This window comes from Paenarthrobacter sp. TYUT067 (assembly GCF_023656375.1).
Classification (GTDB): domain Bacteria; phylum Actinomycetota; class Actinomycetes; order Actinomycetales; family Micrococcaceae; genus Arthrobacter.
This window is the reverse complement of sequence record NZ_JAMOIT010000008.1, coordinates 98793-110592: the sequence shown is the minus strand read 5'-3', so window position 1 is coordinate 110592 and position 11800 is coordinate 98793. Positions and strand designations below refer to the sequence as shown.

The 11800-nt window shown below is 60.2% G+C and carries 14 protein-coding genes and 1 pseudogene; 8 read left to right on the top strand and 7 right to left on the bottom strand.

Going from position 1 to position 11800, the window contains the following annotated elements; all coding sequences use genetic code 11:
• The first annotated feature begins 31 nt into the window (after positions 1 to 31).
• Together MOD31_RS09290 and MOD31_RS22155 are read left to right on the top strand one after the other, a co-directional pair.
• Positions 32 to 1051, top strand: a complete 1020-nt coding sequence (locus tag MOD31_RS09290; protein ID WP_250820443.1) for a LacI family DNA-binding transcriptional regulator — start codon at positions 32 to 34, stop codon at positions 1049 to 1051.
• A gap of 24 nt (positions 1052 to 1075) precedes the next feature.
• Positions 1076 to 1867: pseudogene (locus MOD31_RS22155) on the top strand (Gfo/Idh/MocA family protein); the annotation flags it as partial.
• A gap of 166 nt (positions 1868 to 2033) precedes the next feature.
• Here MOD31_RS22155 and MOD31_RS09280 read toward each other — a convergent pair.
• Complete coding sequence (locus tag MOD31_RS09280; RefSeq protein ID WP_308196359.1) at positions 2034 to 2321, bottom strand: helix-turn-helix transcriptional regulator; 288 nt, start codon at positions 2319 to 2321, stop codon at positions 2034 to 2036.
• On the bottom strand, positions 2321 to 2812 hold the full coding sequence (locus tag MOD31_RS09275; RefSeq protein WP_142937235.1) for a DUF2975 domain-containing protein: 492 nt from the start codon (positions 2810 to 2812) through the stop codon (positions 2321 to 2323). The genes MOD31_RS09280 and MOD31_RS09275 overlap by 1 nt, the downstream gene beginning before the upstream one ends.
• Before the next feature lie 189 nt (positions 2813 to 3001).
• Here MOD31_RS09275 and MOD31_RS09270 point away from each other — a divergent pair, with 189 nt between their 5' ends.
• Positions 3002 to 3568 (top strand): type 1 glutamine amidotransferase domain-containing protein, encoded by a 567-nt coding sequence (locus tag MOD31_RS09270; RefSeq protein WP_024818924.1) that lies wholly within the window; start codon positions 3002 to 3004, stop codon positions 3566 to 3568.
• 100 nt (positions 3569 to 3668) lie between these two features.
• Here MOD31_RS09270 and MOD31_RS09265 read toward each other — a convergent pair whose 3' ends face one another.
• Together MOD31_RS09265 and MOD31_RS21925 are read right to left on the bottom strand one after the other, a co-directional pair.
• Positions 3669 to 3917 carry a hypothetical protein gene (locus MOD31_RS09265; RefSeq protein ID WP_250820406.1) on the bottom strand — a complete coding sequence of 83 codons (249 nt, stop codon included), beginning with the start codon at positions 3915 to 3917 and terminating at the stop codon, positions 3669 to 3671.
• A 146-nt stretch (positions 3918 to 4063) separates the two neighbouring features.
• Entirely contained in the window at positions 4064 to 4195 is a 132-nt protein-coding gene (locus MOD31_RS21925; protein WP_279539024.1) for a hypothetical protein, read from the bottom strand.
• Here MOD31_RS21925 and MOD31_RS09260 point away from each other — a divergent pair.
• Positions 4189 to 4608: a hypothetical protein gene (locus MOD31_RS09260; protein ID WP_208097087.1), complete on the top strand. Its 420-nt coding sequence runs from the start codon at positions 4189 to 4191 to the stop codon at positions 4606 to 4608. The two genes, MOD31_RS21925 and MOD31_RS09260, sit on opposite strands and share 7 nt — an antisense overlap.
• A 179-nt stretch (positions 4609 to 4787) precedes the next feature.
• Positions 4788 to 5744: a hypothetical protein gene (locus MOD31_RS09255; protein WP_250820405.1), complete on the top strand. Its 957-nt coding sequence runs from the start codon at positions 4788 to 4790 to the stop codon at positions 5742 to 5744.
• Between the two features lie 291 nt (positions 5745 to 6035).
• On the opposite strand, the gene MOD31_RS09250 is transcribed toward MOD31_RS09255, so the two are convergent.
• On the bottom strand, positions 6036 to 7145 hold the full coding sequence (locus MOD31_RS09250; RefSeq protein ID WP_243753371.1) for a VCBS repeat-containing protein: 1110 nt from the start codon (positions 7143 to 7145) through the stop codon (positions 6036 to 6038).
• A 955-nt stretch (positions 7146 to 8100) separates the two neighbouring features.
• On the opposite strand from MOD31_RS09250, the gene MOD31_RS09245 reads away from it, so the two are divergent.
• Positions 8101 to 8427, top strand: coding sequence for a hypothetical protein (locus tag MOD31_RS09245; RefSeq protein WP_142937238.1), 327 nt, complete (start codon positions 8101 to 8103; stop codon positions 8425 to 8427).
• A gap of 34 nt (positions 8428 to 8461) precedes the next feature.
• Positions 8462 to 9013, top strand: a complete 552-nt coding sequence (locus tag MOD31_RS09240) for a dihydrofolate reductase family protein (RefSeq protein ID WP_250820404.1) — start codon at positions 8462 to 8464, stop codon at positions 9011 to 9013.
• A 47-nt stretch (positions 9014 to 9060) separates the two neighbouring features.
• Here the strand turns inward: MOD31_RS09240 and MOD31_RS09235 are convergent, their stop codons facing one another.
• Positions 9061 to 10014, bottom strand: a complete 954-nt coding sequence (locus tag MOD31_RS09235) for a DUF5937 family protein (protein WP_223941372.1) — start codon at positions 10012 to 10014, stop codon at positions 9061 to 9063.
• 56 nt (positions 10015 to 10070) lie between these two features.
• Between MOD31_RS09235 and MOD31_RS09230 the strand changes: the two genes are divergently transcribed.
• Positions 10071 to 11330, top strand: coding sequence for an MFS transporter (locus MOD31_RS09230; protein ID WP_250820403.1), 1260 nt, complete (start codon positions 10071 to 10073; stop codon positions 11328 to 11330).
• Positions 11331 to 11403: 73 nt separating this feature from the next.
• Here the strand turns inward: MOD31_RS09230 and MOD31_RS09225 are convergent, their stop codons facing one another.
• Positions 11404 to 11703 carry a hypothetical protein gene (locus MOD31_RS09225; RefSeq protein ID WP_142937242.1) on the bottom strand — a complete coding sequence of 100 codons (300 nt, stop codon included), beginning with the start codon at positions 11701 to 11703 and terminating at the stop codon, positions 11404 to 11406.
• Positions 11704 to 11800: the final 97 nt, after the last annotated feature.

Genomic DNA, 11800 nt, shown 5'->3' with positions numbered 1-11800 from the left:
GCATACTTTTTCTTACGTTCCGGAGATGACCATGACGCAGGACACCAGCGGCCCCCGGCCGGTACCCACCCTTGAAATGGTGGCTGCCTTGGCCGGGGTCTCGCGGGCCACCGTGTCCCGGGTGGTCAACGACAGCCCCAGTGTGGACCCGGAGTTGGCGCAGTCGGTAAGGAAAGCCATCCTCGCATTGGACTACACGCCAAACCGTGCTGCTCGTTCGCTCGCCAAGCGCCGGGCTAATGCGGTCACACTGATCGTTCCGGAGTCGACGTCCAAGGTCTTCGCAGACCCATTCTTCGCCTCGGTAGTGCAGGGCATCGCCTTGTATCTCACCGATACCGAGTACACGCTGAACATGGTGATCTCCTCGGAGTCGAAACCGGAGAAGACCCGCAGCTTCCTGCTTGGGGGCAACGTGGACGGGGTCCTGGTGGTGTCGCACCACAGTGGCGATAACTCCTGGACGCACCTCTCGGGGTCCTTGCCCATGGTGTTTGCGGGGCGGCCCTTGGTAGGTGGCAAGGAGAGCTACTACGTTGACGTGGCCAACGAGCAAGCGGCTTATGAGGTCACGCGTCTACTGACCGAGAGCGGCCGAAAAAACGTTGCAACCATTGCCGGTCCCCAAGACATGCCTCCCGGGCTGGACCGCCTTGCTGGGTGGAGGACGGCCGTACGGGAGGCAGGCCTGGGGGAAGGCTTGGTGGAGGAGGGCGACTTCACTTTGGCCTCGGGCGCCAAAGCCATGCATCGATTTTTGGACCGCGGCGTGCCTGTTGACGCCGTTTTTGCAGCGAACGACCAGATGGCTGCCGGCGCCTACACCGCCATTCAAGGGCGGGGTTTGCGCATCCCGGAGGACATCGCCGTAGTGGGTTTTGACGACGATTCCTTCGCTACCTCCGTAACCCCAGCTCTCACCACCGTGCATCACCCGATTGTTGAACTCGGCAAGAAAATGGCCGAAACCCTGGTGAACCTGATCGAGGGCAAACCGGCAGAACGCGTGAACAGAATGCCTACCTCGATCGTGATCCGCGATTCCGTATAGCTCTATGCCTTGAAAGGCTTTTCCATGATTCCTGCTCCCGTCAGCACCGTAGCGCCCTCCAGGGCGACAGGCCATCCCATCCGATGGGGAGTAGTGGCCACAGGCTCTATTGCACAACGGGTGGTGGAAGACCTCGCGCTCCTGGAGGACTCTGTCCTTCAGGCTGTCAGTTCGCGCACGGAGGCGTCGGCGCGGAGCTTTGCTGAGAAGTTTGGCTTCGTCTCTGCGTATTCCGACGTCGGGGAGACGCCCGGTTACGAGCGGCTGCTGGCGGATCCCGCTGTCGACGTCGTGTATGTCGCCACGCCGCACGCGCAGCATCACGTTGTCGCATTGGCCGCGCTCAATGCGGGCAAGCACGTACTGTGCGAAAAGCCCCTCGCCATGGATGCCGTGCAGGCACGTGAGCTGGCTGACCTCGCCCGGGACAAGGGGCTTTTCCTCATGGAGGCAGTGTGGACCCGGTTCCTGCCGAGCTTCTGCCGCGCCATGGAAATCCTGCGTTCGGAAGAAATTGGGGAGCCGCGCTGGCTTCAGGCCGATCTTGGCTTTGTACCTGCCTACGATCCCGCTTCACGGATCTGGGATCCGGCTGCCGGGGGCGGAGCGTTGCTGGACCTTGCCGTCTATCCGTTGACGTGGGCCCTGGGAGTTTTCGGCGAGCCTCGCAGTTTGCTGGCCAACGGAGTTTTGACTCCTGAGGGAGTGGACCTGCAGAGCTCCGTCACATTGGATTACCAGGGCGGGGCACACGCTCAGTTCATCACCTCGATCGGCGCTGAGTGCCCCGGCGTGGTGACGGTGGGAGGAACGGAAGGTTGGCTGCGATCCTCGGCTCCCCTTTTCAAGCCGGCCGAGCTCGTTATCCAGCCTCGTAGTGGCACACTGCGGACGGAGGAATTTGAGGTGCTGGGGCACGGGTTCAGTTACGAGCTGCGCGAGGTGACGCGTTGCCTGCAGGCCGGGCTGACCAAGAGCCCGTTCATGACTCCTGAGGAGTCTGTTGGGACCATGGAACTGTTGGATGAGGCTCGTCGACAGATGGGTCTCCGGTATCCCAGCGATCTTCAGACTCCCACCGCAGCAGGTCCCCTGGCTGGCACTCCAGCACCTCACACAGCGCTTCGAGCGTAGTAAAACGCACCGCCTTCGCACGGCCGTTCTTTAGCACGGCCAAGTTGGCCGGGGTGATGCCTACCTTCTCGGCGAGCACTCCTACGGGCATTTTGCGCTTGGCGAGCATGACGTCAATGTCCACGATGATCGGCATCAGATCACCTCGTCCAGCTCGGACCGGAGATGCTCCGCTTCTGCGTCCCGGGCTACGGCTTGGGCGAGGAGGGTTCGCATCACCAGCACAACCAGGGCCACTCCCCCGATCAACAACGCCGCCCCACAGATCAGCAGCACGACGCCAGGGGCAATCTCACCTGGCGCCAGGATCACTGCGATGCCAAACATCAGTACCGACGCGATTGCGATGGCTCCAAAAATGACGTCCACAAATCGGAAGGCCCTGTGGGAGAACACCGTCCCGCGGCGCACCATGGTCAGCAAACGCCACACGCAGACCGCCACCACCTGGACGCACAGAATACCCAGGACCACGATGGCGAGCAGCGCAATGCGGGGACCATCCGGTGCGCCGGCCTCAACAAGGTCCGTTGAGAGCAGCGGGACCATCCGTACTTGCACGAACAATGAACCCGCCAGCACTAACGCGATGACTACCCGCAACGCGAGGATTGTCAGCTTTCCCATGAGTCTCCTTTATCGACCAGCAACCTGATTCTATCGATATTCGATACTTAAGCAACTCTTCGAGAGTATTGTGGATAGTCAGCTTGCTTACTAAAGTTTCATTACTTAGGCTGGAACAGGTCAGACAAACAACTCTCACAGCGGCGGTCCACGCCCAAAAAGCACCCCGCTGCGCAACGAGGAGGAACAATGTCAGAACACAACATCGCAGGCAAGAAGGTCGCATTCCTGTTGACGGACGGCGTGGAGCAGGTGGAACTCACCAGCCCATGGCAGGCCGTCAAGGACGCGGGCGGCGAGCCAACGCTCGTGGCCCCATCCAAGGGAAAGCTCCAAGGCTTCAATGGCGTGGAGAAGGGTGACACCTTCGACGTCGATCTTGCCGTGGCCGACGCAAACGCCTCCGATTTCGACGCGCTGGTTCTCCCGGGCGGCGTCGTCAACGCGGATAACCTCCGAGTGGACAAGGACGCCCAAAACTTCACGCGCGCGTTCTTCGAACAGCACAAGCCGGTTGCATCGATCTGCCACGGCCCGTGGATTTTCATCGACGCCGGCGTCATCAAGGGCCGCAACGTCACCTCGTTCCACACGCTCCAGTCGGACCTGAAGAATGCAGGCGCCAACTGGACTGATGAGGAAGTGGTGTGCGACCAAGGCCTAGTCACCAGCCGCAACCCGGACGACCTGCCGGCCTTCAACAGCAAGCTCGTGGAGGAAATCTCCGAGGGCCAGCACGCAGGCCAGACCGCTTAGCGGTCACTGACCCACCTACGGCAAGTGCCGCCGTCGTACTTTTACAAGAAGTACGACGGCGGCACTCGGCGTTTCGTGACTTGAAGGCTTGGTAGCGAGACTAGCCACGCACGGTGACGGAGAACTTCCACACGACTTTCCCGGTGTCGGTCATGGTGAAGCACTGGCTTGCGCGGGTCCAGGAGGAGTTCATGGTGAAGCGCTTCGTGTTGCACGAGGACTGTGAGCTGAAGTCGGTCGGGTACAGGTAGGTGTAGCCCGCAGCCTGCGCCGGCGCCGCAACCGCGAGGCCTCCGGCGGCAAGTGCGATCGCTGCTGCAAACGTGGCAATGGTCTTGTGACGCTTCATAGTCTCTCCCCACATTGGCCTGAAGGAGTATGGCCAAACTATCAGCGGAGACTAGGGGCCGAAAGGGGCAGGAGTGCCCATGAATTCATTGAGGTCCGCAAGCGGAGCAAGTCCCATCCACTCAAGGCCTCGGGATCGACAGTCGGTTAGTAGACCTTGAAGTGGTCAATCACTTTGTCGGCAAGGGCCTTGACGAACTCGCCGTCTTCACCCCTGCCCCACCGCTTCTCCACGGCATCGAGAGGATACATAGCGAACGTAAGATCTTGAGATGGCATTCAGATCGCTTCTTCCTGGCGAAGTCCTCATCATGAAAACCCTGCTTGATCGTGTGGACGAGCCAAAGTGGAGCGCGCTCGATCTAGACGCCCTGCGGGTTAGCGACATGAACGACGGTGGAATGGGCAGCCTTCTATTTGAGAGCACGAAGCCATCCAGAAGGTATGGACTTACCCTTTCGGAGGGTTGGTTTAACGATGAGGATGGCTTTCCCGTCCTAGTTGCGATCAATCTCGATAAGGACAACGACGTCTTCGAACTCGATAGCTGGAAAGTCGACTTCTCACCGCGCCGCCGGATGCCAAAATCGGCCGCGGAGATAGTTTCCGACCCGGCTGATCTGCAGCAGGAAGAGTATGTCGGGCCGAAACATATAAACGGTCGGCCGGACGCTCCTGACAAGCCGGGGTGACTTTCTCTCGTATATCAAGGAGGGGCTGGCGAAGTTGATTTAAGATGTCCGCGAAAACGGGCTGAGTCGTCCGGCTGGGAATGGAGCACCAGGCAGGACCGCATACCCCAAGGACGGAACTGTTGTCATGCGGGATCTTTTCCATAAGACGGAGGAAGTGTGTTCCGTCCGAAGGATTCATGGGGCTTCTGGTTTATGCAGTAGTTAAGAAACAGCATCGGAGAGCGTGGGTCAGTATGGTGAATACAGTTGCTTTAGATCTCAGTGATGAGGAGCGCTTGCTTCTCTGGCGGGGCTTGTTGGAGTGGGGTGGCCCCGCCCGCCCATCTGATGCGATGGCTGTGGCCATGGGTTTTCTTAGTATCAATGATCTGCTTGGTGAGGGCTCCCGAATTGGTGAGGTGATCAGGGCGGGAGGAGCTCTCAGCAAACCCGATTGGCGCCGTGCCCTGTTGGCCACGGAAATCGTGTTCGCCAGCGGTGTCGTGGGATCGGGGCTGGACTGGTCTATGACCACTGGTTTCCAAGACGACGAAACAATCGTGATCTTGCGGTCTATTCAGCGCAAGATGGCCGGCAGCCGCTATTGGGTTCTCGATAGCGTGACTACCTCGGATGTTCCGCCAGCGCCGCGGGTCACCGCGATGCCGCGTATTTCCCGGGTGTCAGAGGAGACCTTGCCGGAGTCTGCAGAGACTCGTCCGTTGATTGAGCTTGTCAATAGCACCGGTGCCACAGCGCAGCGTCAGCAAGTGAAGCGGGTGGTCGAGGGACTTGCATTGGGGTGCCTCTACTACGGAATTCTGCGACTGCCCAACGATAGGACGGCTGTTGCGTCCGCATTTACCAGTGCGTGGAGTTCTTGGCCCAAAGCACCGGAATTCAACAGCGTTAATGACTTGACTGTCGGAAACGACGTCTGGATTGAAATGGGAAAGTCAGAAAGCCGTAAGGGCCTCACTGCGGCCTGGGAACGCCGCTCCGTGCCGCATTTGATGCCGAGGTACGCGGATGACACGGTAACCGATTGCCTAAAGCTTGTTGCCGACGACAAAGCATCCGCAGAGGATTGGACTGACCTGGCCGAAAGTTACCTGCGGGCCCTTTCGCAGACTCCTTCGAGCAGCGCCACGTAGAGTTCCTGCCACAGTTGCGCGGGTTTTTCTGTCGTTTCTGGTGTGGCCTGGGTCGACCCCGGGTTGAACTAGACGATTGGTACAACGATCCCAAGGTCTCATCAGCGATGATCTATAACGTTGAGGACGCAACAGGTCGGGGTGTCCTTGGCACCTTCCCCAATGGGCTGTAAATCACGCAGGCCAGACAGCCTAGCGGCCAGCGACCCCCTACAGCTAGTGCCGCCGTCGTACTTTCACAAGAAGTACGACGGCGGCACGTGGCGTTTCCCTGCAAAGTTGCCCGCTGCTTTAGAACAATGCGGTGAAGACGTCCCAGTCGGCGCCAACCAAAGTCCGGGGTTTCCAGCTTCCCGACTTGAAGGGGTAGAGATACATGTACCCCGCGCCGTCGATTCCGTAAATGTCGGTCCAGCCGTCGTAGTCCCGGTCGCCGGCGCTGAACACGCCCTTGAAGGACTGCCAACCCGAGCCGATCACCTTCGAGCCAAGCCAACCACCCTTGCCATTGGAGGAATAGAGGAACAACTGGCCACCCGCATTCGTGGCGAGGATGTCTGCGTGCGAGTCTCCGTCAAAGTCGCCTGTTGAGAAGACCCTGTTGAACATGTTCCAGCCAGCACCGACTTGCCGTGGAGCCAGCCAGCCACCTTTGCCGTTACCCGGGTAGAGGAGCAGCCTGCCGTCCCGGTTTCTGGCCAGGACGTCATCGTGGCCGTCCGAGTCAAAATCGCCGGGAGCAATGAGTTCAGTCATGCCCTGCCAACCAACGCCCACCAACGAAGCCGGTTTCCACCAGTATTGACCGTCAGCGGGGTACATCCACAGTTCTCCGGAGGGCTTCCGGGCCAGCACATCGGCGTGCCCGTCCTCATTGAAGTCCCCGGGAGAGAAAATCTTGTCAAAGACGTTCCAACCCGTTCCAATCTCCTTGGGGAACGCTCCGAAGTTGCGGCCCCACATCCAGAGCCTGCCGTCACTAGTCCGGGCCATCAGAAAGTCGCTGACTTCCCGATTGACATAGTTCCGAGACGGGGCCGGATTAGTCACATATTCAGTGGAATCACTGACGAAACGGCCTACAACTTTGCCTCCAAGCGAAACAACGGCTGTGACGCGCACAGTTCCTCCGCCGTCTGCGTCTTTGACAACATAGTCCACGCCAGGGGGAAGCCCCGTGCCAGCGGAATACGACGTGGACTTAGTAAGCCAAAAAAATTCCACCTTGGGAGTCGTGCCGACCGGGATGCCCTTGATGGACGAGACGTCAAAACTTGCCTTCAATGCGGAGTTGATCCAGGGCTTCCCTGAGACAGCGATCGGGCCGCTCGTGACGAACAGATAGGGCTCCGATTCCGCGGATACCGATGTGAACCCCGGGGTTACCGTTGTGACGCGCAAGGACACTTCCTTCCCCGCATCAGCGGATCGGACGGACCCTTCGAATGGCTCCGTTCCGGATTCGTAGCGAAAGAGCTTCGCAACTCCCCCCGAAACCCACTGCACGTGCACCTTCGTGACGCCTGCGGTCCATGTACCGGGAGATACCGTGCCGTTTACCCCATAGTTCCAGTTGCTCCACACATCTTGCTTCGCTTGGAATTTCGGCAAAACCGAGGCTTGGGGGGTCCGCAAAACTCTCGAAGGGTTACTGACGGCGAAGTCAGCATTTTGAAGCAGCGGATCCCCAGCGTTGTCGCTGAACAGAAAATCGGATGAGCTGTTCCTTCGGGCCGCAGTTTCGGCCGGGTAGGATTGACCGCTTTTTTGGAAGACAATACGAACGTCGGTCAACCGCTGCAGACCTTCGTAAAAGTCGCTGGCGCCAATGGCTGCCGTGGCCTCAGCTGTGAATGGGCCGGGCCCAGGGTCTCCCGTCCAGATCAGGCTACGAGGCTCGGACAAGGACGCATCACGGTACCGGAACTCCACGCGTTGCGCAGGCTGGCTAAGCGTAAATCGCACCTTCGCAGTCTGCCCAGGCGCTAGTTGGGCTGCGGAGACCAATTCAACGGCCGTGAGTTGGGGAGCTTCGCTCGCCACTGTGACGGCATTGGCCGGTAGGGCGGGGAGCGCGACCATCATCAATAGCACTGCCACAAGCGCAGCCGTCAGCTTCGACAAAAGGCTAAGTTGACGTGATTTTTCCGGCACGCCAGCGGCGGTACTTGAGCGCACTTATCCCCCAATATTCAGGCTATGGATGGCCTGATAGAGGCCTCTCGGTAGAGAATACAGTTTCCTCGCAGAAATACGTGCTATGTGACCGCGGCGCTGGCGGCAGCCCCGCCGTCGTAATGTTGCGCAGGTCACACTCTGCGAATACGCTGGGGGACGCTGCAGCGTGGCAGCAAAGATGAAAGGCAGTACATTGGCCAGCGACAAGCTCTCCGTAGTTGTTCGCGTCGACGTTGACGGCGAACAGATCCAGATCGCAGCGACCGGTCGAGTGACCACCTCCAGCCTCCAAGGGCTCTACCCGGTGGTTCAGCGCACCAAGGGTTTGGGTGGAGGACTCGGCGTTGAGATGGACCTTTCCCAAGCGACCATTGACCCGGACGCACTGGATCAGCTGCAGGGCTACGCAGCACTCCATGCCGTTCCGCTTCGCTTCGCGGCAGACTTCAGCAACGTGACTGCACTTCCCTCCTGGGGCCTCCAGACCGCCAGCCGCGCCGCCTAAAACAAAGCACCCTTCGTCCCAACAGGAGATCCACATGCGCAAAGTCACCGCTGGCCTTTTCCACTCAGTGGACGGCGTAGTTCAGGACCCCTTCAAGTTCCAGTTCGACAGCTTCGACGACGAACTCGGTACGGGACTCACCAAGATGATCAATACCGTGGACACCGTGGTGTTGGGCCGTGTCAGCTACCAGGAATGGGCCGGATATTGGCCGAACGCGCAGCAAGACGACGACTTTGCAGCCTTCATCAACCCGATCGAGAAGTTCGTTGCATCCCGAACCCTCACCGAACCCCTTGAATGGGAGAACTCGCACCTGATCGAGGGTGATGTTGAGCAGTTCGTCACCGAGCTGAAGTCGCGGGACGGCGGCGAAATCGCGGTCTGCGGCAGCATTTCCCTGGTCCGCCAGCTGCTATTTGCAGGCATCCTGGACGAACTCACCCTGATGACGCACCCGGTGGTGGCCGGCAGCGGGCGACGACTTTTTGAAGACGGCGATCCCCTGCACCGGCTCGTCCTCGAGAATCAGTACGCCACCAGCAAGGGCAACGTGGTCAGCACGTACAGCTTGCGAAAAGACTGAATGCACGACGGCGCCACCCGCCTGCCGCCGTCGGGCCGCCTCAGCGGTCACCCCAACAGCAACGACGCGCCAAGTTCGCTCCTGAAGTAGAGCACGCTGCGGCCGTAACGGGTTGAGGTCACCAGTCCGGCGTCCCGGAGCACCCTAAGATGCTGATTTACGGCGGACGTTGTGACGCCAAAGCGTAGGCCCAGCTCGGTGGACGAGGCCGGGGCAGCAAGGGCCGTGAGCAGACTGGTCCGAACCTCACCCAACACGGCCACTATCGCGGCCGGATTCGTGACCCGCTCCGCCTCCCACATGGCACCTTGGCCCCGAGCCGGGTACATCAGCAGCGGTGGATCGCCATGGTTCACGGGAGCAGAAGCCCTGCGGGTGAACATGGTGGGAACCAAGGTCAACCCCAGGCCGTCGGTTTTCTCGGTCCTCGACGCCGGGTTCTTCAACCGCACGGAAATCACGCGACCATCGAATTCCACAGCGTAGGACAAGTCGTTCAGCATAGTAAACAACCCACCCTGCGCGATCTGCCGGCCGCGGTAGACGATGTCCGCTTCCAAAATGGTGCGCATGCGCAGCCAATGGGGTGCGAAGCAGGTGTCCCAGAACTCCCTGAGGATCCGGACCATTCGCCGGATAGCTGGAGCAACAGGGCCGGAAAAGATGGACGGAACTGCGCCGTGCACCCGGATCAGGTCCCCATGAAATTGGGTGGCCGAAATCTGCTCCAATGCCGCAAATTCGTCGTCGATCCGCGTAAGTGGGGACTCGGGCCGCGGGTTCAGGAAGTCCGGTGTCCACAATCGGTCATCCACCAAGGCCAGCAATCCATCCAAGTCCAAGCGTGAGCGGGCCTCTTCTGTCCTGCGCAGCCAAGGCAGCTGAAGTGGATAATGGCTCGGGTCGCGGATAGCCCTCAGGGAAAGTCCCAGCTCACATAGAGGCGAGATGCCAAAGCGCACGCCGCCCAGATCTGCGTCTGACAACTCGTACTTCAACATGAAGCATTACGCTACATCAATTCCAGCCACTGCCAGGGGGTGGCAGAACTACAGGTGTGACTAATTCCCCCGCAGACACCGCATCGGCTCAACAGCACGGCCTCCGCGTCGCACTCTCAGATCCCACCCTCAAGATCCTTGCTTCTGCCATCCTCGTAGCCACAGTGGGCCGCGGTATCTTCCTCACGTTGACAGTGCTGTACTTCAGCCGCTTCGTGGGATTGAGCGCCGTAGAAATCGCGGTGATTCTCACTGCGTCCAGCGGGGTCGGCGTTGCCACGTCGTATATCGGCGGTCGACTCGCCGACCACTTTTCAGCCCGTCGACTCCTGGTGGGCATGGTCGCCATCGAAGGTCTCGCGATCGCAAGCTATACATTCGCCGGGAACTTCAGCACCGCCGTCGTGATTGCCTGCATCGCAGTGGGAGTAAACCGGGGCGCGAATGCCACGCGTTCCGCGATCATCGCCCGGGCGTTCGACGGCCCAAACCGCGTGAATGCGCGCGCAGTCCTCCGCACCATCACCAACCTCGGCATTGCTGTTGGAGGCATGATTGCCGGACTCGCACTGTTGGCCGGAACCGCCGACGCATTTCGGGGAATGATGCTGTGCGCCGGCGTGGTCTACATCCTGAGTGCGCTGTACTTGCGCCGCCTCCCCCAGCACGTAGATGCACCGCGCCGCGATCCCGCCACCCCTGCACCGAAGCGCGGAATCTCCCCCTTCAGGGACCGTCGCTACGTACTGCTGACCGTGCTGTCCGGTATTTTCGGCATGCAGTTCGGGCTCGCCGAGATGGGCGTTCCTTTGTGGATTTCACAGGACACCAGCGCCCCAGAGGTCCTGATATCGGTCATCCTTGTCATCAACACCCTGTGTGTCGTCCTGCTGCAAGTGCCGCTCTCCCGGGGCACCGACCACCCTCGCCGTGCAGGAAAGATCGTGCTGACTGGTGGGGTGCTCATGGCTCTGGCCTGCGTGCTCTACGCCTCGGCGGGCGGGGCACCGGTCATCGCCGCCATCGCCCTGCTGTGCGGCGCTGCCCTCCTGCATGCGTTCGCGGAAATCCTCTCGCAAGCGGGAGCCTGGGGACTCAGCTTCGAGCTCGCCAATCCACTCCAAGCCGGCGCTTACCAAGGGATGTTCGGTATGGGATCGGCGCTGGGCGCCATGCTCGCACCGCTCGTGGTGACCGCCACCGTCGTCGAACATGGCACGCTGGGCTGGGCCATCCTGGGTGCCGTCTTCCTTGCGGCGGCGGCAGGAACATGGCTGATAGCCCGGAAGGCATCAACGACGGCGGAAGTTGCCTAAGCAGCCAGGCGCAGATGGCTGTCTCCCGCAGGGAATGATCCCTGAAGAAACAGCCATTTGCCTGGGCCAACCGTCAGTGGCTACCCGTCACCTCCTGCCAGGGAAGCCTGTGGCCGTTGCAGAGGAGACTGGGAGATTCTCCACGGGCGGCCAGCTCAGCTTTAAGCCCCTGCCTGACCGCTTGACCGTAGGACTGCACCCTTCCACCCTCAGGGTAGGCAGCATCGGGATCATCGTTCAGGCCGGAATATGAGCAGATTGAATTGGAGTTCTCAGGGCCCTTTTCCACTTGGCCGGCGGCGAATGCCGGAGTGGCGGACAACGCGGTCAGGGCACCGACACAGAGTGCGGCGGAAAGAATTTTGATGCGCATTGCTATACCTCGCTTCGTTTGACGTAGCGTGCGCTCCCCAGCCAGCCCGACGCAGGTTGGATTAAGATAGCGCAGCTCCGAACCGAAGTTAAGACCC

What these genes read in the sequence shown, in the direction of transcription:
- MOD31_RS09290 (WP_250820443.1), top strand. Translation starts at nt 32, where the DNA reads ATGACGCAGGACACCAGCGGCCCCCGGCCGGTACCCACCCTTGAAATG.
- MOD31_RS09280 (WP_308196359.1), bottom strand. Translation starts at nt 2,321, where the DNA reads ATGCCGATCATCGTGGACATTGACGTCATGCTCGCCAAGCGCAAAATG.
- MOD31_RS09275 (WP_142937235.1), bottom strand. Translation starts at nt 2,812, where the DNA reads ATGGGAAAGCTGACAATCCTCGCGTTGCGGGTAGTCATCGCGTTAGTG.
- MOD31_RS09270 (WP_024818924.1), top strand. Translation starts at nt 3,002, where the DNA reads ATGTCAGAACACAACATCGCAGGCAAGAAGGTCGCATTCCTGTTGACG.
- MOD31_RS09265 (WP_250820406.1), bottom strand. Translation starts at nt 3,917, where the DNA reads ATGAAGCGTCACAAGACCATTGCCACGTTTGCAGCAGCGATCGCACTT.
- MOD31_RS09260 (WP_208097087.1), top strand. Translation starts at nt 4,189, where the DNA reads ATGGCATTCAGATCGCTTCTTCCTGGCGAAGTCCTCATCATGAAAACC.
- MOD31_RS21925 (WP_279539024.1), bottom strand. Translation starts at nt 4,195, where the DNA reads ATGCCATCTCAAGATCTTACGTTCGCTATGTATCCTCTCGATGCCGTG.
- MOD31_RS09255 (WP_250820405.1), top strand. Translation starts at nt 4,788, where the DNA reads ATGGGGCTTCTGGTTTATGCAGTAGTTAAGAAACAGCATCGGAGAGCG.
- MOD31_RS09245 (WP_142937238.1), top strand. Translation starts at nt 8,101, where the DNA reads ATGAAAGGCAGTACATTGGCCAGCGACAAGCTCTCCGTAGTTGTTCGC.
- MOD31_RS09240 (WP_250820404.1), top strand. Translation starts at nt 8,462, where the DNA reads ATGCGCAAAGTCACCGCTGGCCTTTTCCACTCAGTGGACGGCGTAGTT.
- MOD31_RS09235 (WP_223941372.1), bottom strand. Translation starts at nt 10,014, where the DNA reads ATGTTGAAGTACGAGTTGTCAGACGCAGATCTGGGCGGCGTGCGCTTT.
- MOD31_RS09225 (WP_142937242.1), bottom strand. Translation starts at nt 11,703, where the DNA reads ATGCGCATCAAAATTCTTTCCGCCGCACTCTGTGTCGGTGCCCTGACC.